General features: G+C 65.3%; 19 protein-coding genes and 1 pseudogene. 12 read left to right on the forward strand and 8 right to left on the reverse strand.

Translation table 11 applies throughout. The features are described 5' to 3' along the window. Nucleotides 1-222 precede the first annotated feature (222 nt). The 4 genes from CEW88_RS22600 to CEW88_RS22615 form a co-directional block, all read right to left on the reverse strand. Nucleotides 223-1479, reverse strand: a complete 1257-nt coding sequence (locus CEW88_RS22600) for an NAD(P)/FAD-dependent oxidoreductase (protein WP_108970649.1) — start codon at nt 1477-1479, stop codon at nt 223-225. 12 nt (nt 1480-1491) lie between these two features. Continuing rightward, on the reverse strand, nt 1492-2223 hold the full coding sequence (locus CEW88_RS22605) for an amino acid ABC transporter ATP-binding protein (protein ID WP_108970650.1): 732 nt from the start codon (nt 2221-2223) through the stop codon (nt 1492-1494). Further along, nucleotides 2220-2876: an amino acid ABC transporter permease gene (locus CEW88_RS22610; RefSeq protein ID WP_108970651.1), complete on the reverse strand. Its 657-nt coding sequence runs from the start codon at nt 2874-2876 to the stop codon at nt 2220-2222. The genes CEW88_RS22605 and CEW88_RS22610 overlap by 4 nt, the downstream gene beginning before the upstream one ends. A 67-nt stretch (nt 2877-2943) precedes the next feature. After that, a complete protein-coding gene (locus CEW88_RS22615; protein WP_108970652.1) occupies nt 2944-3681 on the reverse strand; it encodes an ABC transporter substrate-binding protein in 738 nt (245 codons plus the stop codon). Between the two features lie 245 nt (nt 3682-3926). Here CEW88_RS22615 and CEW88_RS22620 point away from each other — a divergent pair, with 245 nt between their 5' ends. From CEW88_RS22620 to CEW88_RS22630, 3 genes are all read left to right on the forward strand, one after another. Continuing rightward, nucleotides 3927-4538 (forward strand): cupin domain-containing protein, encoded by a 612-nt coding sequence (locus CEW88_RS22620; protein WP_108970653.1) that lies wholly within the window; start codon nt 3927-3929, stop codon nt 4536-4538. Nucleotides 4539-4676: 138 nt separating this feature from the next. Next, nucleotides 4677-5240: a helix-turn-helix domain-containing protein gene (locus tag CEW88_RS22625; protein ID WP_108970654.1), complete on the forward strand. Its 564-nt coding sequence runs from the start codon at nt 4677-4679 to the stop codon at nt 5238-5240. 85 nt (nt 5241-5325) lie between these two features. Next, nucleotides 5326-5850, forward strand: a complete 525-nt coding sequence (locus CEW88_RS22630; RefSeq protein WP_108970655.1) for a GNAT family N-acetyltransferase — start codon at nt 5326-5328, stop codon at nt 5848-5850. 123 nt (nt 5851-5973) lie between these two features. Here the strand turns inward: CEW88_RS22630 and CEW88_RS22635 are convergent, their stop codons facing one another. The 3 genes from CEW88_RS22635 to CEW88_RS22650 all read right to left on the reverse strand — a co-directional run bounded on the left by CEW88_RS22635 (nt 5974) and on the right by CEW88_RS22650 (nt 8500). Further along, nucleotides 5974-6996 carry an IS30 family transposase gene (locus CEW88_RS22635; protein ID WP_108970656.1) on the reverse strand — a complete coding sequence of 341 codons (1023 nt, stop codon included), beginning with the start codon at nt 6994-6996 and terminating at the stop codon, nt 5974-5976. A 173-nt stretch (nt 6997-7169) separates the two neighbouring features. After that, nucleotides 7170-7760, reverse strand: coding sequence for a flavin reductase family protein (locus tag CEW88_RS22645; RefSeq protein ID WP_108970782.1), 591 nt, complete (start codon nt 7758-7760; stop codon nt 7170-7172). A 53-nt stretch (nt 7761-7813) separates the two neighbouring features. After that, complete coding sequence (locus tag CEW88_RS22650; protein WP_108970657.1) at nt 7814-8500, reverse strand: GntR family transcriptional regulator; 687 nt, start codon at nt 8498-8500, stop codon at nt 7814-7816. 163 nt (nt 8501-8663) lie between these two features. Here CEW88_RS22650 and CEW88_RS22655 point away from each other — a divergent pair, with 163 nt between their 5' ends. The 8 genes from CEW88_RS22655 (at nt 8664) to CEW88_RS22690 (ending at nt 17338) form a co-directional block, all read left to right on the forward strand. Continuing rightward, on the forward strand, nt 8664-10241 hold the full coding sequence (locus tag CEW88_RS22655) for an ABC transporter substrate-binding protein (RefSeq protein ID WP_108970658.1): 1578 nt from the start codon (nt 8664-8666) through the stop codon (nt 10239-10241). 94 nt (nt 10242-10335) lie between these two features. After that, nucleotides 10336-11328 (forward strand): ABC transporter permease, encoded by a 993-nt coding sequence (locus tag CEW88_RS22660; protein WP_108970659.1) that lies wholly within the window; start codon nt 10336-10338, stop codon nt 11326-11328. Beyond that, entirely contained in the window at nt 11321-12295 is a 975-nt protein-coding gene (locus CEW88_RS22665) for an ABC transporter permease (RefSeq protein WP_438839493.1), read from the forward strand. The genes CEW88_RS22660 and CEW88_RS22665 overlap by 8 nt, the downstream gene beginning before the upstream one ends. A gap of 2 nt (nt 12296-12297) precedes the next feature. Further along, nucleotides 12298-13479 (forward strand): amidohydrolase family protein, encoded by a 1182-nt coding sequence (locus tag CEW88_RS22670; RefSeq protein WP_108970660.1) that lies wholly within the window; start codon nt 12298-12300, stop codon nt 13477-13479. Then, complete coding sequence (locus tag CEW88_RS22675) at nt 13476-14909, forward strand: amidohydrolase family protein (protein WP_108970661.1); 1434 nt, start codon at nt 13476-13478, stop codon at nt 14907-14909. The genes CEW88_RS22670 and CEW88_RS22675 overlap by 4 nt, the downstream gene beginning before the upstream one ends. After that, nucleotides 14906-15874, forward strand: coding sequence for an ABC transporter ATP-binding protein (locus CEW88_RS22680; RefSeq protein WP_108970662.1), 969 nt, complete (start codon nt 14906-14908; stop codon nt 15872-15874). Before CEW88_RS22675 ends, CEW88_RS22680 begins: the two co-directional genes overlap by 4 nt. Continuing rightward, nucleotides 15871-16830, forward strand: a complete 960-nt coding sequence (locus tag CEW88_RS22685) for an ABC transporter ATP-binding protein (RefSeq protein ID WP_108970663.1) — start codon at nt 15871-15873, stop codon at nt 16828-16830. Before CEW88_RS22680 ends, CEW88_RS22685 begins: the two co-directional genes overlap by 4 nt. Next, nucleotides 16823-17338 (forward strand): nucleoside deaminase, encoded by a 516-nt coding sequence (locus CEW88_RS22690; RefSeq protein WP_108970664.1) that lies wholly within the window; start codon nt 16823-16825, stop codon nt 17336-17338. Before CEW88_RS22685 ends, CEW88_RS22690 begins: the two co-directional genes overlap by 8 nt. A 215-nt stretch (nt 17339-17553) precedes the next feature. Here the strand turns inward: CEW88_RS22690 and CEW88_RS22695 are convergent. After that, nucleotides 17554-18128 (reverse strand): annotated as a pseudogene (locus tag CEW88_RS22695) (amidohydrolase family protein); the annotation flags it as partial. Nucleotides 18129-18418: 290 nt separating this feature from the next. Between CEW88_RS22695 and CEW88_RS22705 the strand changes: the two are divergent. Continuing rightward, nucleotides 18419-20062 carry a tannase/feruloyl esterase family alpha/beta hydrolase gene (locus CEW88_RS22705; protein ID WP_159099709.1) on the forward strand — a complete coding sequence of 548 codons (1644 nt, stop codon included), beginning with the start codon at nt 18419-18421 and terminating at the stop codon, nt 20060-20062. The last annotated feature ends 74 nt before the right edge of the window (nt 20063-20136 follow it).

Below are 20136 nucleotides of genomic sequence, written 5' to 3' on the forward strand. Positions count from 1 at the left end.
TCGGTGTGAGGCGAGAGGATCGCTCCGGGCACCTGTGATAATCTCTGGGTGCGTCAACCGCTGGGGCGCAATCGGCGATCTCCCGGCGGAACCGCCATCCCGGGGGCCGCATGGGCGTCACCATCTTTGAGCGCGACAAGGGCGGAGTCCGGCTGAGCGCGGCGATCTGGAGCGGGCATCAGGCTCGCCCTGAATTGCGACATGAGCGAGGGCTTCGGCCCGTCAGCGATCCAGCGCGTCGCGCAGGCGATAGTAGTGGATACCGAGGCCGCCGTAGACCGGGTGCAGGGCGTGGAAGGGCAGGGCGGGGACGGCCGGGCTGGGTGGGATTGGCAGCGGCGCGCCTTGCGCGAAATGCGCCGCCATGGACTTGCCGAGCGCGACCGAGAGCGCGACACCGCGGCCATTGAAGCCGGTGGCGGCCAGCAGCCCCGGCGCCGGGGCGCAGAGCCGGATGCGGTGATCGGGAGTCATGCCGACCCGGCCAAACCAGCGATGCGTGATCTCGAAGCCCTGCCCGAAGAGTCCCGCGAGCTCCGCCTCGATGCGGGCGAACGCAGCGGCATTCTGGGGATCGGCAAAGCTGCCGCGCCCGCCGAGCATCAGCCGGTTCTCGGGGCCGATGCGGAAATAGGTGCCGACGCGCCGCGCTTCCGAGACCACCTCGCCGCCGGGCAGGATGCGCGCGAGCTGCTCCGCGTTCAGCGGCGCAGTGGCGATCTGGAAACTGTTTGCGGGCACCGTGGCCCGGGCCAGCCGCTTATCCAGCGAGGCGGGGGTGTAGACATTGCTGGCAAGGATCACCCGCTCCGCCTTGACCGTGGCGCTGGCGTCAAGCCGGGCTTGCCAGCCTGCGCCAGTGCGGATCAGGTCGAGCACGGGGCTTCGCGCAAAGAGCTTGACGCCGGCCGCCGCCGCCGCCAGCGCCAGCCCGCGCGCCAGCTTCAGCGGGTGGACCCGCCCGGCTCGAGGATCGCGCCAGCCGCCGACGAAGCCGTGCGCACCGGTGACCCGCGCCATCGCGTCGGCGTCCAGCCAGTCGGCATTGACGCCGCGCGCTTGCCATTGCGCCATGCGCGCCCGCAACCCGGGCAGGTGCACCTGCCGGTTGCCGGCCTGGATCCAGCCGCCCTGCACCGCGTCGCAGTCGATGCCGAGCCGCGCCACCAGCGCGAAGAGGGTGTCGGCGGTGCTCCCGGCGAAATCGCTCGCCGCCGGTCCCCAGAGCCGGTCCAGCGTGTCCGGGTCATCCTTCAGGCCGGGGATGACCTGCCCGCCATTGCGCCCAGAGGCGCCGAAGCCAGGCTCCTGCGCCTCGAGCAGCACCACGTCGGTCCCGGCCTCGGCCAGGTGCAGCGCGGCGGACAGTCCCTGGAAACCGCCGCCGATCACCAGCACGTCACAGCGCAGGCTTTGATCGAGCTGAGGCCAGCTCGGTGCGTCGGGGGCCGTCGTGGCCCAGAGCGAGGGGAAGGCCATGGCGGACTCCGATCAGATGGGATGGGTGACGCGGCGCAGGAATTCCTGCGTGCGCGGGTTTTGCGGCCGGGTCAGAACCTCCTCGGCGTTGCCGTGTTCGGCGATCCGCCCTTGGTCGAGGAAGATCACGCCATCTGCGACCTCGCGGGCGAACTGGATCTCGTGGGTGACGATGAGCATGGTCATATGCTCCTGTGCCAGATCGCGCAGCACCGAGAGCACCTCGCCGACCATTTCGGGGTCGAGCGCCGAGGTTGGCTCATCGAGCAGGATCGCGTCGGGTCGCATCGCCAGCGCTCGGGCGATGGCGACGCGCTGCTGCTGCCCTCCGGAGAGAGCCGAGGGGTGGAAATCCATCTTCTCGGCCAGTCCGACGCGGCGCAGGTGTTCTTCGGCGCGGACGCGCACCTCCTCGCGGTTCTCGCCCAGCACGTGCACCGGCCCCTCCATGACGTTCTGCAGAGCGGTCATGTGCGGGAAGAGGTTGAAGCGCTGGAACACCATGGCCACCCGCGTGCGGATCGCGTGGATCGAGGCGGCGTGGGCGTCGATCGTCTCGCCGTCGATGCTGATGCGGCCCGATTGGTAATCCTCGAGCCCGTTGACGCAGCGCAGCAGCGTCGACTTGCCCGAGCCCGAGGCGCCGATCAGGCATACCACCTGGCCCTTGTCGACCTCGGCGTCGATGCCCTTGAGCACCTCGTGCTTGCCAAAGGACTTGTGGACATTCTCGAAACGGATCACGTCGAGGCTCCCATTTTGAGTTCGACCCGGCGCATCAGGAAGTTCAGCGGGATCGTCAGGCACAGGTAGAGCGCCGCGACCATGGTGAAGACGGTCATGTTGTCGAAGGTCGAGGACGCCAGCATCTTGCCTTGCATGGTCAGCTCTGCGACCGAGATCACCGACACCTGGCTGCTGTCCTTGAGCAGCATGACCATATTGTTGCCGTAGGGCGGCAGGGCGATGCGGAAGGCCTGCGGCACCACGATGCGGCGCATCATCTTGCCATGCTTCATGCCAATGGACTTTGCGGCCTCGATCTGGCCCCGGTCCACGGCTTCGATGCCGCCGCGGAAAGTCTCGCCGATGTAGCACGAATAGGTCAGCGCAAGCCCCATCACCCCGGCCTGGAAGGCGGTCAGGTCAAGGCCGATCTCGGGCATCACGAAATAGATGTAGAAGAGCACGACGAGGATCGGGATGCCACGGAGGAACTCGACGATGTAGCGCGCGGGAAGGCTCAGCCAGCGGTTCCCGGAACTGCGCATCAGCGCCCACATCAGACCCAGCGCCGAGGCGAGGACAAGCGAAAGCAGGGTCACGGCAACAGTCTGCCAGAGCCCGGTGACAAGCAGCGGCAGATACTCCTGTATCCGCTCGGAAAGGGGGGACATGGAGGTCTCCTGTCAGGACGTCATGGGCCCGGCGCTTGGGCCGGGCCCGGCAAGTCTGGCTAAGGGGTCAGAGCCCGTACTTGCCGAAAATCTCGGCCAATTCGCCGCTTTGCTGCATCTCGGCGATGGCTGCGTTGACCTGTTCGAGCAGCTCGGGCTTGTCCTTCGAGACCGCGAGCGCGACATCGCCGACACCCATCGGCGTGTAGCCGTCCACCAACTTCACCCCCAGCCCCGGGTTCTGTGCGATCTGATAGGCGACGATCGGCTTGTCGCCGAAGCCCGCCTTGATCCGACCGAGCTTCACGTCGCGCATGATGTCGACCAGGCTGTCGTAGAGCTTCACCTCGCTGAAGATACCCTTTTCCTGAAGCTGGTCCGCGAAGGTCGTGCCGATCTGCGCGCCGACCACTTCGCCCGCGAGATCCTCGAGCTGGTAGGCGCCCGCATCCTCCGCTGCCACGAAGGCCGCGTCGCCGTAGCTGTAGACCGGGGTCGAGAAGTCGACCACTTCTTTGCGCTTGTCCGTGGCGAACATGCCGGCCGAGATGACGTCGATCTTGCCTGTCTGCAGCGCGGGGATCAGCGCCGAGAACTGGGTGACGGCAAATTCGGGCGTCATCTCGAGATCTTCGGCAATGGCGGCGGCGAGGTCCACCATCGCGCCGGTCGGCTTCTGCGTGCCGGTGTCGACGAAGGTGAAGGGAATGCCGGTCGTGGTCACTCCGACCGTCAAATTCTCGGCGTGCGATTGGGCCGCGCAGAGCGCGAGCGCCCCGGCCATGGCGAGCGAGCGGAGTTTCATCGGCTGTCTTCCCTGTGTCTGGCGCCACGCTTGCCGCCGGGGCGGGGTGACGCGGTTTCATTCTGTTCTTCACGATATTGAAGAATATGGCCAATGCAACAGAATTTGCGGCTAAATTTCATTTGTGTGAAATATTGCGCGTTAGGTGACGGTTTCTCTTCATTTTTCATGCGGGCGAAGGTAAGCAGGAGCGGTCGTCGGGGCGGTGCCGCCGGCGCTGCGTTCACTGGGATGAAGATTCGCCGATGCCCTCAGCCGAAAATGAAGCGAAGCTGCTGTCAGATCCGATGGGTGAGATGGACGACATCTCGCTTGGCGAAGCGATCCGGCAGGCGCGCAAGGGGCGCGGATTCTCGTTGCAGACCGTCGCCGAGGGGGTGGGTATCTCCACCGGGCTGCTAAGCCAGATCGAGCGCGGCATCTCTTCGCCCTCGATCCGCAACCTGCGCGCGATCTGCGAGGTGATCGGCATTCCCTTCCTGTCGCTCTTCGCAGAAACCGACAGTGCCAGCCGCGAGGCCGGGATCATCGTCCGCGAAGGGCGGCGGCGTACTGTCGACTTCGGTGACAAAGGCATGGTGAAGTCCTTCCTCACTGCGCACGACAAGGGCGCGCTGCAGGTGATGGAGATCGTCCTCGATCCGGGCGGCAGCTCGGGGGAGGAATCCTATTCTCATGAAGGCGAGGAATGCGGCGTGGTGCTCAGCGGGAAGCTCGAACTCTGGGTCGAGGACGACCGTTTCGTGCTGGGTGAGGGCGACGCCTTCCACTTCGAAAGCCGCCGCCCGCACAGGTTCCGAAATCTGGGCAACGATCAAAGCCGGGTGATGTGGGTGACAACGCCGCCGGTCTGGTAGGGTGCCGGCGCGGTGGGCAACGCCAAGGGGCCCTTCGGATTCTGGGAGTGCTGGCGATAGCTTCCGCTTCGAGGGCGCCGACGCTCCGTCTCCACCACGACCTTGCCGGCGCATCGATCCGTCTACTATGGTAGTACGATGAAGAGCGATGACATTGACCACAGGCTTGGTGCCCGCATCCGCGCCGAGAGGGAGAGCCGCGGCTGGTCCCTCACCGAGCTGGCCCAGCGGGCGAAGGTCTCTCGGGCGATGATCCACAAGGTCGAGCGCGCCGATAGTTCTCCGACCGCCAATTTCCTCGGGAAGCTTTCCGGGGCCTTCGGGCTCAGCATGTCGACTTTGCTTGCCCGTGCCGAGGCGACCGGTGGCAATCTCCTGCGCAGGGATGACCAGCCGATCTGGACCGATCCGGACACCGGCTATATCCGCCGCCAGGTCTCGCCCAAGTCCGACATGCCACTCGATCTCGTGCAGGTCACCCTTCCAGGCGGCAAGGATGTGCCCATGCCGGCCTCGGCCTATGCCTTCATCCGGCAATTGATCTGGGTTCTGGAGGGCGAGCTGGTCTTTCTCGAGGGCGATGTCCGTCACGAACTGCACACCGGGGACTGCCTGCATCTGGGCGCACCCGAGGACTGTGTTTTCTGCAATGAGGGCCATCAGCCTTGCACCTATGTCGTGGCGGTCCTGCGCGACGGGTGACTGTTGCTCGCGAAGGCGCAGCATATTGACGATATATCCAATATAGTGGATATCCCTGCCGCCATAGTGCACAGGGGAAACGGAGATGCAGATTCGCGACGCCGAGGATCGTGACCTCGCCGGGGTCACGGCGATTTACAACGACGCCGTCGCGCACACGACGGCGATTTGGAACGAAACCACGGTCGATGTCGAGAACCGCCGCGCATGGCTCGCGGAGCGGCAGAAGGCCGGGTATCCGGTGCTGGTGGCCGTCTCGGACGAGGAGGTGCTTGGGTATGCCTCCTTTGGCGACTGGCGCGCCTGGGATGGCTACCGCCATACGGTCGAACATTCCATCTACGTCCGCGCAGGCCAGCGCGGGACGGGGATCGGCAAGGCGTTGATGGAGGCGCTGATCGGCCGCGCCCGTGTCGCCGGCAAGCACGTGATGGTCGCCGGTATCGAGGCTGGCAACCTGGGCTCGATCCGCTTGCACCAGAAGCTGGGCTTCGAACAGACCGGCCTCTTGAAGCAAGTGGGCACGAAATTCGATCGCTGGCTCGACCTCGCGTTCCTGCAGTTGACGCTCGACGCGCGCGAGGCCCCCGATCGGCAGGACGGCAAATAACGCCAGGCATCACGCTGGGCCTTCTGGTTGCGGCCGGCGCGGCATTGGTGGTGCAAAACCTGCTGATGGCAAACATCACCGGGGCGACGTCTTCTGTGTGCGCTACTTGAAGCGCGACTCCCATTACCTGCGACGGTAGGGGCGCCGGCCGATTTCCTCCATCATCTTTTCGCGGAAGACCTCGGCCGGGGTCCTCCAGCCGAGGCATTTGCGGGGCGTGTTGTTGAGCTGGTCGCAGAGTTGCTTCAGCTCGAGCTCCGTCATGGCAGCCACGTCACGCTGCCTTGGAAGCCAGCGGCGGAGCCGGCGGTTGGTGTTCTCGACTGTGCCTTTCTGCCAGGGCGAGGAGGGGTCGCAAAACCACGTCTGGGTTCCGAGCTGGGCCTGCAGGTGCGGCCATGACACGAACTCCGTGCCGCGGTCGAAGGTGATGGACCTGCGGCCCGCCACAGGCAGATCCCGCACCGCCTTCACGATCTTGGTCATGACCGGTTTCGTACGCCTGTTCGCGTTTTTCAGCAGCACGGTGAAGCGGCTGACACGTTCGACGAGAGAGGTCACGTTGGTCTGGCCAAGCGATTGTTTGAACAGCATCAAATCGCCTTCCCAGTGACCGAATTCCCTGCGGTGTGCGACGTCGTCCGGGCGGAACAGGATACTGACATCACGGTCGAATTTTGGCGCGCGGCGCTTGCGGGCTCGGCGCGGACGGCGAGCCCTGCGGTGCTCGGGCAGGTACCACCAGAGCTCCTGCGCCATGCCTTCCGTCGAGTAGATGTACCGGTAGATCGTCTCCTGGCAGACCCGGAGCGTCGCACCTTCGTGGATCAAGCGGTTGCCGATCTGCTCGGGGGTCCAGCCGTTCTTGATGCGCTCAACGACCTGATTTCGAAGCTGCGGATGCCGGATCAGCTTGCGCTGGCGGGCGCGCCGATCGGTGGCCTGCCGATGCGCAGCGGCGCCATAGTAGCCATCATAGCCCGGCAGGCACTCATCGCTGAACCAGTTCCGCTTGATCTCGCGGTAAATGGTGGCTTTCGAGCGCTGCAGCACACGGGCCATCTCCCGAACAGGGACCTTTGCCAGCTTCCAGCGTTCGATCTGGACACGTTCCTTGACGCTCAGTTGCGCGTAAACCGCTCCCATGGCAGACTCTCTCCATTAGATAACCATCTGTTTTCTAATGGGAGTCGCACTTGAGGGTAGCGCGCACCCCTCGTTTTCTTGTCTGCGTATAATTGACATTATGTAATCACAATGAACCTTCGCTCTGGCCCGAGATGTCCTCTTTTGGTCGCGATCACCCGATATTACAGCCGTCAGGCCCGCACCTTCCGCGCCGAAAGAACCTCTTCCGCCGAAGGCGTCGCCAGGTCGAAGTAGTCCAGGGTGCCGGCGTATCCGTTCCCGCCCATGCGCCCGATCGCGTCGAGCTTTTCATGGTTGGAGTAGTAGGTCCCGAGGTCGATCACGTCCTCGCGCACATGCGCCATCACGATCTGTCCCAGGATGATTTCCCGGGCCGAGCTGACCTCGATCCCAAGGTAGCGGCGGCACTCGAAAGCGACCGGCGCCTCGGCGATCCGCGGGCAGGCAACCTTCTCGCCGGGAACGGCGGTGAGCCCGGCCATCTCGAGCTCGTCGACCTCGGGGCCGAAGGCGGCGGCGGTCACAGACATCGTCCCGGCGTTGGCGCGATCAACGATGTTCACGGTAAAGCACTCGGTCATCCGGATGTTGTAGGCCGTGTCCTTGAAGCTGCGGTCCGGCTTGTTCTCGACGCCGAGGGCGAGGATGGGCGGGTCAGCCGACAAGCAGTTGAAGAACGAATAGGGCGCCGCATTGACCACCCCCTCGGGCGAGACCGTCGTGACCCAGGCAATCGGGCGCGGCACGATCGTGCCGATCATGACCTTGTAGGCTTCGCGCGGCGTCAGGTCCGCGAAGTTCAGCGCGTGGTGGGTCACGTCGCCAGCTCCTTTCCGTAGCGGGACAGGATCGATGAGATGCTGTCCGGTTTTTGTTCAAGCTCGGCGCGCCCGGCGACGGCACCAAGGTGATGATCCATGATCTGCGTTGCGCGCTCGGCATCCCCCGCGCGGATCGCCTCGATGATCTGCGAATGTTCATCCACCGCGCAGTCCGAGGAGTGCGACTTGGCGTACATCGCCATGATCAGCGAACAGCGCAGCACCACCTCGCCGACGTAGCGCGACAGGACGGCGTTGCCGGTCAGCTCGGCCAGCAGCGTGTGGAACTCGCCGGCGAGACGGATCGAGACCGGCCCGTCCTTGCCGCGCACGCTCTCCTCGAGGCGCACATGCGCCTCGAGCTGGTCGAAGCCGCTCGAGGGAATGCGCTCGACGAGGATGCGGATGACCTCGGCTTCAAGGGCGCGCCGGACCTCGAATATCTGCTTGGCCTCATCCAGCGAGGGCTCGGCGACAAAGGCGCCACGGTTGCGTCGCGTGACCACCAGCCCCTCGTTCTCGAGCCGCACCAAAGCGTGGCGCACGATGGTCCGGCTCACGCCGAACTGCTCGCCCACCGTGTCCTCGGGAAGGCGCATTCCCGGCTTCAGGGCCTGCTCGATGATGGCGCGCTTGAGCAGCGTGTGCACCGCATCGGTGAGTGTCGTTTTTTCGGTCATGGCTCGCAGCCTTGTCGCATTCCTTTGCACTCCAGTAGCGTATCCAGCTGATCTCGTCAATTGGATACAATTTTCTTGCAATGCGCTACTCGATGCGCCATCTATCACACATCGTATCCAATTTGATCGATTCCCAAATACAATCACCAACAGGGACGGGACCATGACTTTCAGACAGATTCTGCTTGCCTCGGCGGCGCTCGCCACCCTCACAGGAGCAGCGCAGGCCGAGAACGTGCTCAAGTGGGGCGCCAACCGGGACATCGGATCGCTCGATCCCTATTCCTATGGCGACAGTTTCACCATCAACGTGCTGAACCATGTCTACGAGGGGCTGGTGCGCTACAATGCCGATCTCAAGATCGAGCCCGCCTTGGCGACCAGCTGGGAAATCCTTGACGACAAGGTGACCTGGCGCTTCAAGCTGCGCGAGGGGGTGACCTTCCACAATGGCAACCCCTTCACAGCCGAGGACGTGGTTGCCTCGCTGCAGCGGGTCAGCCATGAAACCTCGCCGTTGAAGGGCAACCTTCCGGCCTATGTCTCGTCGGAGGCAGTCGATGATTTGACCGTCGACATCACGCTCAACGACACCTACCCGCTTCTGCTCAACGATCTGACCAACATCCATATTTTCGACAAGGAATGGATGGTTGAGCACGACTCGCTGCTGCCCACCGACATCGGCTCGGGCACCGAGGGCTACGCCACCTACAATGCCAACGGCACCGGCCCCTTCAGGGTCGAGAGCCGTCAGCCCGACGCCAAGACCGTGTTCGTTGCGAACGCCGACTGGTGGGACGAGCCGCAGCACAATCTCGACCGGATCGAGCTGACCCCGGTGACCTCGGCCGCGACCCGCGTCGCGGCGTTGCTTTCGGGCGAGATCAACTTCACCAATGACGCGCCGGTGCAGGACCTTCCTCGGCTCGCCGCTGCGCCCAATGTCGAGGTTCTCGAAGGCGTCGACCTGCGCACCGTGATGATCGGCTTTCCCTTCCGCGACACGCTGGTCTCGGGTGAGCCCAACCCCTTCAAGGAAAAATCCGTGCGCGAGGCGCTTTACAAGGCGATCGACCTCGACCTGATCCAGAGCAGGGTGATGCGCGGGAAATCCCGCACCGCCGGCGCGACTGTGGCACCGCCGATCCCCGGCTACTCGGAAGAACTGGATACAGTTCTCGGATACGATCCCGATGCCGCGAAGGCGCTTTTGGCCGAGGCCGGCGTGCCAGAGGGGCTGCAGTTCGAGTTCAATTGTCTCGCCGACGGTCTGGTGAACGAAGAGCAGTTCTGCCAGGCCATCGCCTCGATGTGGTCGCGCATCGGGCTCGCGCCCAAGCTCGACGTGGCGCCGCGTGCGGTGCAGACCCCGAAGCGGACCAACGGCCAGACCGACATCTACACGCTAGGCTGGGCCACATTGCCGATGCTCGACGCCTATTCACCGCTGCTGCAGATCTTCCACAGCAAGGTGGGCAATTCCGGCGTCTTCAACTGGGGCGGCTGGTCCTACCCCGAACTCGACGCGCTGATCGACGCAGCGGGCAGCGAGCTCGACACCGACACCCGCCTGTCGCTCGAGACCGAGGCCCTGAAGTTCGTCAAGGACGAGATGATCATGATCCCGCTGCACCAGCAGCCCATGGCCTGGGCGGTGACCGACGAGGTCAGCGAGATGCCGCTCTTCCCCGACAACAAGCCGCGGCTGTGGTTCGTGCAGGTCGGTCAGGGCAGCTGAGGCAGGCGCGCGGGGGCCATCGCCCCCGCGCCCTCCCCTTCGAGACAGGATGACAGCCGGTGGGTCCGTCCCGCCCGCAAGACAGGAGTGAGCCATGCTCGCCTTTCTCATCAAGCGCACGGCCAACGCGGCCTTCGTGATGCTCGCCGTCGCGCTGCTGGCCTTCGTGATCTTCCGCTTTTTCGGCGATCCCGTCGAGATGATGGTCAACGAGCAGGCAACGCAGGCCGATCGCGTGGAGCTGCGCGAGCGACTGGGGCTGAACGATGGTTTCCTCACCCAGTACACGCGTTTCGTCACCCATGCGGCGCAGGGCGATTTCGGCATCTCCTACCGCAACCAGCAGGACGTCATGGTGCTGATCGGCGAGCGCTTCCCGGCGACCTTCGAGCTGGTGCTGGTGGCCACGGTGATCTCGCTGGTGGTCGGCATCCCGCTCGGGGTGATCACTGCCGTGCACCGCAATTCGCGGCTGGCGAACGCGCTGCAGCTGGGCTCGATCGTCGGCGTCTCTCTGCCGAGCTTCGTGGTCGGCATCCTGCTGATCCTCGGCTTCTCGGTCAGCCTCGGCTGGCTGCCCGCCTTTGGGCGCGGCGAGACCGTGGACATCGGCTGGTGGTCGACCGGTCTTCTGACCCCTTCGGGCCGCGCGGCCCTGGTGCTGCCGGCGCTCTCGCTCTCGACCTTCCAGATCACCCTGGTGATGCGGCTGGTGCGCGCCGAGATGCTCGAGACCCTGCGCAGCGACTACGTGAAGTTCGCGCGCGCGCGCGGCGTGCCGAAACGCCGGGTGCACTGGGTCCACGCGCTGCGCAACTGCCTGATGCCGGTGATCACCCTCACCGGCATGCAGATCGGCAACCTTATCGCCTTCGCGCTGGTCACCGAAACGGTGTTTCAATGGCCCGGCATGGGGCTGCTCTTCATCCAGGCGGTGACCTTCGTCGATATCCCGGTTATGGCCGCTTACCTGATGCTCGTTTCCTTCATCTTCGTGCTGCTCAACACGCTGGTCGACGTGACCTATGCCTGGGTCGATCCCCGGTTGCGCGACGATGCTGCCAAAGCCGGAGGAGCCAATGGCTGAAATCTCTCCCATGACCGATACGCCGCAGGCCCCCGCCCAGACCGCCCTGCCCCGCCGAACGCGCATTGCGGCGCTGCGAGAGAGCGACCTGTGGTACTCCTTCCGCAGCCATCCCAGCGCAATCTTCGCGGCCTGCCTCCTGGCGCTGGTGGCGCTGAGCGCCCTGCTGGCGCCTCTCATCACCCCGCAGGATCCCTATGACCTCGCCGCGCTCGAGCTGTGGAACGCCGAGATTCCGCCGATCTGGAACGCGCAGGGGCAATGGCCCTACGTCCTCGGCACCGACACGCAGGGCCGAGACATCCTCTCGGCGATCCTTTACGGCTCCCGGATCAGCCTCGTCATCGGGTTTGCTTCGGTGATGGCGGCGCTGGCGGTCGGGCTCTCCCTGGGACTGGTCGCGGGTTACTTCGGCGGCTGGGTCGACAATGTGATCATGCGGCTTGGTGACGTGCTGCTGTCGATGCCTTTCATCCTCATCGCCATCCTCATCACCGCCGTCGCGACCGCCGCGCTGCCGACGCACCTCAAAGATGTGCTTGCTGCCCCGATCCTCATCCTCGCCATCGCGGTGCCGTCCTGGGTGCAATACGCCCGCACCGTGCGCGCATCGGCGATGGTCGAGCGCAAGAAGGATTACGTCAGCGCGGCGCGGCTGATCCGGGTCAAGCCATGGCGGATCATGCTGCACCACATCCTGCCCAACTGCATGACCCCGATCCTCGTCGCGGCGACGCTGAACTTCGGGCTCGCGATCCTGTCAGAGGCGACGCTTTCCTTCCTCGGCGTCGGCATGCCGCCGGACCAGCCCAGCCTCGGCACGCTGATCCGTGTGGGGAACCAGTACCTTTTCTCCGGCCTGTGGTGGATCGTCGTGTTTCCCGCGATCCAGCTGTGCCTGATCGTCCTGTCGGTCAATATGATCGGCGACTGGCTGCGCGACGCGCTCAACCCAAAACTGAGATGACCATGACTGCAAAGACCCTGAAGAACGTGCGCCCGATGGGTGCCCCCGCCACCGATCTGCACATCATGGAGGGCCGCTTTGTCGCCGCCGCGCCCGAGGGCGCCGAGGCGATCGACTGCGGCGGCCGCATCCTGATCCCCGGGCTGGTCGAGGCGCACACCCATCTCGACAAGTCGCTGCTCGGTCTGCCGTGGTACCGCAACGAGGTCGGCCCTCGGCTGATCGACAAGATCGACAACGAGCGAGAAGTCAAAGTCTCCCTCGGGCTCGATCCGCAGGTGCAGAGCGAGCGGCAGGCGATCCTGTCGATCGGCCACGGCACCACCCACATCCGCAGCCACGTCGACGTCGACACCCACCACGGGCTGCGCGGCATCGAGGGCGTCATGGCGACGCGCGAGAAGCTTGCGGGCTACGTCGACATCGAGATCGTGGCCTTCCCGCAGTCCTCTATGATGCCGCGCCCGGGTACGGTCGAGCTGATGGACGAGGCGCTGGCGCTCGGCGCGGACGTGGTCGGCGGCATTGATCCCTGCGGCATCGAGCGCGATCCCAAGGGGCATCTGGACGCGGTGTTCCGGCTCGCCGAGAAGCACAGCAAGCCGATCGACATCCACCTGCATGAGCGTGACCTGATGGGCGGCTTCTCGATGGAAGAGATCATCGCCCGGACCCGTGCCCACGGGATGCAGGGCAAGGTCACCGTCAGCCACGCCTTCTGCCTCGGCATGAGTGACCGCGCCTATGTTGCGTCGCTGCACGAGCAGCTTGCCGAAGAGCGCATCCACATCATCACCACCGCCCCGGCTTCGGCGCCGGTGCCGCTGGTCAAGGAGCTGAAGGCGGCGGGCATCCTGACCGGTGCGGGCTCGGACGGCATCCGCGACACCTGGGGGCCCTATGGGAACGCCGACATGCTCGAACGGGCGATGTTCGTCGGGCTGCGCAACAACCTGCGCCGCGACGACGAGGTCGAACTGGCGCTGGACATTTGCACCCGTGGCGGCGCCGCGATCATGGAGGTCGAGGGCTACGGGCTGGAGATCGGCGACCATGCCGACGCCGTGCTGGTCGAGGGCGAGACCCTGGCCGAGGCGGTGGCATTGCGCGCACCCCGGGCGCTCGTGCTCAAGCGCGGTAGGGTGGTCGCGCGAGACGGCAAACCCATGATCGACGCGCCATGAACCGCACCTTGCTCTCGGCCCGCTGGGTCATTGGCCATGAGGACGGCTGCCACGTCGTATACGAGGACGGCGTGGTGGTGATCGAGGGCACCCGCGTTTTGCATGTGGGGCGCCGCTTCGACGGCGAGGTTGCGCGGCGCGTGGACTACGGCGAGGCGGTGATCTCGCCGGGGTTCGTCGATCTCGACGCGCTGTCCGACCTCGACACGACCATCCTCGGCTACGACAACGGCCCGGCGTGGAAGAAGGGCCGCGTCTGGCCCGAGAGCTACGTCGCGCGCGGCCCCTACGAGATGTACTCGGCCGAAGAGCTGGCTTTTCAGAAGCGCTTTGCCTTCGCGCAGCTTATCCGCAACGGCATCACCACAGCCCTGCCCATCGCTTCGCTGTTCTACCGCGCCTGGGGCGAGACCGTGGCCGAGTTCGACGCCGCGGCGCACGCCGCCGAGGACCTGGGGCTGCGGGTCTACCTCGGCCCCGCCTATCGCACCGGCGGGCAGGTCACCGACACGGCTGGCACCATCCGAGCCGTCTACGACGCGCCTCGCGGGTTGCAGGGTCTGCAGGACGCTGCAGAGTTTGCCAAGCGCATAGACGGCACTGCGGGCGGGCGCATCCGCGCCATGTTCGCCCCGGACCGGATCGAGACCTGCACCGGGGAGCTGCTCCGCCGCACCCAGGCGCTCGCCTCCGAGATGGGCGCGCCGGTGCGCCAACATTGCTGCCAGTCGCCCACCGAGCTGCGGCTGGTACAGGAGCAGCACGGCACCACGCCGATCGACTGGCTCGACCGGGTCGGCGCGTTGGGAGCCAACTGGCTTCTGCCGCATGGCACCCACGCGTCCGAGCGCGATCTCGCCCTGATCGCCCAGCATGGGGCTTCGCTGGTGCATTGTCCGCTGGTCTCGGCCCGGCACGGCGGCATGCTGCGCTCATTCCCGGCCTGCCGGGCGCGCGGGATCAACGTCGGGCTCGGCACCGACACCTGGCCACCGGACATGATCCTCAACATGCAGATCGGCATGATGACCGCACGCCTCGCCGAAGGGCACGAGGCGCTGCGCAGCGAAGAAATGTTCGATGCCGCCACGCTGGGCGGGGCACGCGCGCTCGGCCGCAGCGATCTCGGCCGCCTCGCCCCCGGCGCCTGCGCCGATATCGCGGTGATCGACCTTGGCCGTACGCTTCAGGTCCCCGACCCGGTGCAGAGCCTGATGACCTCGGCCTCGGGGCGCGACGTGCGCGACGTCTGGATCGACGGGCGCCGCGTGATGACCGACCGCAAAATCCCCGGCTGCGACGAGGCCGCCGACATGGCGCGTGCTCAGGCACAGTTCGACGGGCTGGTGGCCAAGTACCCCGACCGCACTGCCGGGCACCCTCCGGTGACCGAGATATTCCGCCCCAGCTACGCAAGGAGCGAGCGATGACCGACCCTGTCCTGGACGTGCGCGGATTGCGCGTCGAGTTTCCCACGCGCCGCGGCGTGCTCACCGCCGTGAACGATATCTCGCTGACCATTGGGCGCGGCGAGATCCTCGGCGTCGTCGGCGAGTCCGGCGCCGGCAAATCGATGACCGGCATGGCGATCCTCGGTCTGCTCGAGCCGCCGGGCCGCATCGCCGCCGGCGAGATCCGCCTTTCAGGCACACGCATCGACACGCTGACCGAGAGCGGGATGCAGAAGGTGCGCGGCCGCCGCATCGGCGCAATTTTCCAGGACCCGCTGACCTCGCTCAACCCGCTGTTTCGGGTCGGCGACCAGTTGGTCGAGACCATCCGCCTGCACAGCGATTTGAGCAAGAGCGCGGCGCGCGCCCGCGGGCTCGAGCTGATGCGCGAGGTCGGCATTCCGGCGGTGGAGGAACGCATCGACAACTACCCGCACCAGTTCTCCGGAGGGATGCGGCAGCGCATCGTGATCGCCCTGGCGCTCTGCGCCGAGCCCGAACTGATCATCGCTGACGAGCCGACCACCGCGCTCGACGTGTCGATCCAAGCGCAGATCACCGCGCTGCTCAAGCGGCTCTGTCGCGAGCGCGGCACAGCGGTGATGCTGGTGACCCATGACATGGGGGTGATCGCCGAAACCGCCGATCGGGTGGCGGTCATGTATGCCGGGCGGCTGGCGGAGCTCGGCGCGGTCGAGGACGTGGTGCGCCGCCCCCGCCACCCGTACACCGAAGGGCTGATGGGCTCGATCCCCAGCCTGCGCAAGGACATGGAAGAGCTGCAGATGATCCCCGGCGCGATGCCGCGCCTGGATAGCATCCCGCAGGGCTGCGCATTCCACCCACGCTGTGCCCAGGCCGGACCGCGCTGCCGCCGCGACACGCCGCGGCTCGAAACCACCGGCGCCGCCTGCTGGCTCGCCTTGACCGGAGAAACCGCATGACCCGTCCGATCCTCGAAGTCGACGCGCTGGAGCGCCGGTTCGACGTCTCCGCGCCTTGGCTCAACCGCCTGCTCGAAGGCAAGCCGCGGCGCACGCTGCGCGCAGTCGATGGGGTGGATTTCGACATCCAGCCCGGCCAGACCCTGGCGCTGGTTGGTGAGTCCGGCTGCGGCAAGTCGGCCATCGCCAAGCTGGTCACCGGGCTGCATGCACCCTCCGGCGGTGCGATCCGCTTCAACGGCGACCCCGACAAGATGCAGATGATCTTCCAGGATCCCTATGCCTCGCTCAACCCGCGCTGGCGGGTCGGCCGGATCATTGCCGAACCGCTGCGCACGCTGCGCCCCGAGACGCCCGAGCCGAAGGTCATGGCCCGGGTCGAGGACCTGCTGCGGACGGTTGGCCTCGCTCCCGCCGATGCCATCAAGTTCCCGCACGAATTCTCGGGAGGCCAGCGCCAGCGCATCTCGATCGCCCGCGCCCTGGCAGGCGAGCCGGAGTTCCTCGTCTGCGACGAGCCCACCTCGGCGCTTGACGTCTCGGTGCAGGCGCAGGTTCTCAATCTGATGAAACGTCTGCAGAGAGAGATGGGCCTCACCTACCTCTTCATCAGCCATGATCTGTCTGTGGTGCGGCACATGGCCGACGTGATCGCGGTGATGTACCTCGGGCGGATCGTCGAGATTCAGCCCACCGCCGATCTCTTTGCCCGCCCGCTACATCCTTACACGCGGATGTTGCTGGACACGATCCCCGACCTCGAAGCCCCCAAGCGCGACCGCGTGCCTATGGGCGGCGAGGTCCCTTCGCCGGTGTCGCCGCCCCCCGGATGCAGCTTCCATCCGCGCTGCCCGATGGCCTTCGATCGCTGCAAGCGCGAGCGGCCGCAGCGCGAGGTGCACGTCCACGACCGGCGGGTTGCGTGTTTCGCCGCCGAGGAGAGCGCCGATGTTTGAAGACCGTTTCCTCCGCCGGGCCATCGAGATCTCGGCACGGGCGCTGACCACGCCGGGCACGGAACCCTTTGGCGCGGTGGTGGTCCGCGACGGGGAGATCGTGGGCGAGGGTATCAATCGCTCGGTGCTCAACCATGATCCGACCTCGCATGGCGAGACCGAGGCGATCCGCGACGCCTGCCGCAATCTCGGCACCGTCGATCTGCGCGGTGCGGCGCTTTACTCCAGTTGCGAGCCCTGCCCTCTCTGCGTCGCCGCGATGCTGATCTGCGGGGTGTCGGAGCTCTACTACGCGGCGGACATGGCGCAGGCGGGAGCGGCCCTTGGGGACCTGCCGGAAAGCGCCCGCTTTCCCATCGACGTCGATCACATGCTGGCACAATGCGGGCTGCCCGCGCCGGAGCGGGCGATGGTCAGCGCCCGGCGCCGCGATGGGGAGGCTGCGCGTATCCTGCAGATCTGGGCCCACAAGGCGTCAAGCTCTCTCGACGCTGCTCGCGAAACCTGATCGCCGGAGGCCGACAGCCTTCACCGACCAAGCGCGGAGAAGACCCCATTCGTAGGCATAGCACGCGCAAACTCGGTGAGTTCCAATTGGTTTCCACCAGTGTCCCTGCTCCCGATGATCAGCACTGAGCCCTGCTGCCAAAAGGCAATGGATCGTTTGTCCACTGACAGGACTTGCCTCTCTCAGAAACGGCGCGGGGACTTTTCGCGCGCAAGTTACTGGCCGAGGGCGTCCTGCACGACCCCCTCCGACGCCGCGTAGACGGTGCGCACCGGCCATCCGGTGATCTCCATTCCCTCGTACGGTGTGTAATCCGCGCCGTGGTGCATCTGCTCCTGGCGCACCACCGCACGGCGCTCGGGATCCCACAGCGTGATCTCGGCATCCGCGCCGATCACCAACGCGCCCTTCTGGGGATACATGCCGTAAAGCTTGGCGGGGTTGCTGGACGTCAGCGCGACGAAGCGTTCAAGGCTGATGCGGCCCTTCGAGACGCTCTCGGAGAAGAGATCGAAGGTGCCATCCCGGAGCCCCTGCCAGATCGCCTCCTGGCTGTCATGATCCCGCCGCGGCGGCGAGCAGACGTATTGGCCCCCTCGAAGTTCATGTTCAGCCCCTTGAGGTCGTCCTTGGTCAGGGCGATGTACTGCGGGCAGGTCTCGGCAAAGACGTTCAGCCCGCGCCGCTTGGCCCATTGGATCTGCTCCATCGGGTCGCGGCCCAAGACATGCACGATCACCACGGGCACGTCGACCAGTTCGGCGTGGCTTATGGCACGGTGCGTCGCCTCGTGCGCGGCCGCCAGCGCCGCGTCATTGCCGAGCGGCACAAATTCGCGACTGTAGTCGACCTCGGCGGTCACGCCATGCGCAGCGGCAATTCCCGCGACGATGGCATGTGCTTACCGCGCGATCTCTGCGCTGACCTCGGGCCAGAAGCTGCGCGCGTCACCGAGAATGCGGGACCGCCCCGGCAGCGCGTCGCGGGTGCCTTTCATTCACGATGTCACAGGGCTCTCACCGACTGCCTTTAATGCGAAGTACAAAAAGAGGTGTCGTATACTTGTTTGGCACATGCGCCATGGTGCTGGTGTCAGTGGTTTCGACACCCAAACCGTTGGCGGCGCAAGAAGCCATCGCGCCAGCGACTGCCTGCGAAAGCCTAGTCGAGCTCGACCTTCGGGATCTCGAAGGCGCACCTAGCCGCGTGGATGGTGCGGAAGTAGTCGAGATCGAGGGCAAGGGTCCACATTGCGTGGTCAATGGTTACTCGGCCTCGGACGTGCGGTTCGAGGTGCGGATGCCCGTCGAGGCCTGGACCGGGCGGTTCCTGATGCTGGGCTGCGGCGGCTACTGTGGCGGGATCAATGCCGACCCTTCGTCGAACCAGTCGCGGGCCTTGTCAGATTGCGAACCAGTGACCCGGGGCGAAGTCGTCACGGCTTCATCCGACCTTGGTCATCGTCGGTCGCCGCAGTGGTTTCCGGACATGCTCTGGGCGCTCGGCAACCCTGGTGCCATAGTGGACTTCGCGTATGAGGGCATGAACAAGTCTACCATCGTCAGCAAAGCCCTGATCGAGGCCTATTACGGTCAGCCCGCTGCTGCGAACTACTTCGTCGGATGTTCAGACGGTGGGCGGCAAGGGCTGGCGATGGCGCAACGCTATCCGGCGGCCTATGACGGCATCGTCGTCGGCGCCCCGGTTATCGACAAGGCCGTGAATGACAGCATGTATCACGCTTGGGGCATTCACGTGAACACTGGGGCAGACGCTCAGGCGATCCTGACCGCCGACAAGATTCCGGCACTGCACCAACTCGTGATGGACACCTGCGCCGACGAAGGCGGCCTGATCCAAGACGAACGCCTGTGCAATTTCGAGCCGGCGGCCTTGCAATGCGAGGGCGACGACACCGCGGAGTGCTTGACCGCGGCGCAAGTAAAGGTTGTCGAGCAAGTCTATCGTGGGCCGAATAGCGGCGAGACGTTGTTTTCCGCAGGCAAGATGCCGAAAGGATCAGAGTTGGCTTGGGTGGGAACATTCATCCCGGAAGCGGCGGACGGTCCGATGGACACCTCGCTTGGGGATGCGGCATGGTCATTCGAATACCCGCGCTATGGGAGCAGCTTTGACGCACCGACAGGTCTGGATTTCGAGATGATCGAATATGACCAGGCCACCTACGATCGCCTTTCCGAGTTGAGCCAATTGAACGATCCGAACAATCCCGACCTCGCACCGTTCCGCCATGCCGGGGGCAAGATGATACTCTGGGTCGGTTCCGCAGATCCTGGGGTTCCGCTGCGGAGCACGCTTAACTACGTCACTGCCGTGAAGGAGCAGATGGGCGAGGTCGACGATTTCATGAGCTTCTACATGCTTCCTGGCGTCAATCATTGCGGCGCTGGACCCAACGAGGCCACGTTGGACATGTTGAGCCCGATGATCGACTGGGTGGAAGGCGGCACTGCACCGGATGAAATTGTCTACAGCATCCTGCTTGATGACGGAACGACTGCGACCCGGCCGGTCCATCCATATCCTTCGATGGTCACCTATGAGGGCAGCGGTGACGTGAACCAGGCCGCGGCCTGGCAGAGAGGCGAGCTTCCGATGGGTCTGGAAGAGTCGCTCGACTGGGCGGGCTTGAAAAACTACCGTCCCGGCAACACGACCTGGTGCGATTGGGAAGGTGCATCCCTGATCTGCGAAACGCGCTGAACGGCCACAATCATCGGCGCTCCCTATGCGTATCTGGAGCGCCGTATGATCTTAACTGACGAATATTCTGAGCA

It is taken from the genome of Alloyangia pacifica (genome assembly GCF_003111685.1).
In the GTDB taxonomy this organism is placed as follows: Bacteria; Pseudomonadota; Alphaproteobacteria; order Rhodobacterales; family Rhodobacteraceae; genus Salipiger; species Salipiger pacificus_A.

Coding starts and splice junctions, on each gene's coding strand:
- CEW88_RS22600 (WP_108970649.1), bottom strand. CDS start 1,479: ATGGCCTTCCCCTCGCTCTGGGCCACGACGGCCCCCGACGCACCGAGC.
- CEW88_RS22610 (WP_108970651.1), bottom strand. CDS start 2,876: ATGTCCCCCCTTTCCGAGCGGATACAGGAGTATCTGCCGCTGCTTGTC.
- CEW88_RS22615 (WP_108970652.1), bottom strand. CDS start 3,681: ATGAAACTCCGCTCGCTCGCCATGGCCGGGGCGCTCGCGCTCTGCGCG.
- CEW88_RS22620 (WP_108970653.1), top strand. CDS start 3,927: ATGCCCTCAGCCGAAAATGAAGCGAAGCTGCTGTCAGATCCGATGGGT.
- CEW88_RS22625 (WP_108970654.1), top strand. CDS start 4,677: ATGAAGAGCGATGACATTGACCACAGGCTTGGTGCCCGCATCCGCGCC.
- CEW88_RS22630 (WP_108970655.1), top strand. CDS start 5,326: ATGCAGATTCGCGACGCCGAGGATCGTGACCTCGCCGGGGTCACGGCG.
- CEW88_RS22635 (WP_108970656.1), bottom strand. CDS start 6,996: ATGGGAGCGGTTTACGCGCAACTGAGCGTCAAGGAACGTGTCCAGATC.
- CEW88_RS22645 (WP_108970782.1), bottom strand. CDS start 7,760: ATGATCGGCACGATCGTGCCGCGCCCGATTGCCTGGGTCACGACGGTC.
- CEW88_RS22650 (WP_108970657.1), bottom strand. CDS start 8,500: ATGACCGAAAAAACGACACTCACCGATGCGGTGCACACGCTGCTCAAG.
- CEW88_RS22655 (WP_108970658.1), top strand. CDS start 8,664: ATGACTTTCAGACAGATTCTGCTTGCCTCGGCGGCGCTCGCCACCCTC.
- CEW88_RS22660 (WP_108970659.1), top strand. CDS start 10,336: ATGCTCGCCTTTCTCATCAAGCGCACGGCCAACGCGGCCTTCGTGATG.
- CEW88_RS22665 (WP_438839493.1), top strand. CDS start 11,321: ATGGCTGAAATCTCTCCCATGACCGATACGCCGCAGGCCCCCGCCCAG.
- CEW88_RS22670 (WP_108970660.1), top strand. CDS start 12,298: ATGACTGCAAAGACCCTGAAGAACGTGCGCCCGATGGGTGCCCCCGCC.
- CEW88_RS22675 (WP_108970661.1), top strand. CDS start 13,476: ATGAACCGCACCTTGCTCTCGGCCCGCTGGGTCATTGGCCATGAGGAC.
- CEW88_RS22680 (WP_108970662.1), top strand. CDS start 14,906: ATGACCGACCCTGTCCTGGACGTGCGCGGATTGCGCGTCGAGTTTCCC.
- CEW88_RS22685 (WP_108970663.1), top strand. CDS start 15,871: ATGACCCGTCCGATCCTCGAAGTCGACGCGCTGGAGCGCCGGTTCGAC.
- CEW88_RS22690 (WP_108970664.1), top strand. CDS start 16,823: ATGTTTGAAGACCGTTTCCTCCGCCGGGCCATCGAGATCTCGGCACGG.
- CEW88_RS22705 (WP_159099709.1), top strand. CDS start 18,419: ATGGTGCTGGTGTCAGTGGTTTCGACACCCAAACCGTTGGCGGCGCAA.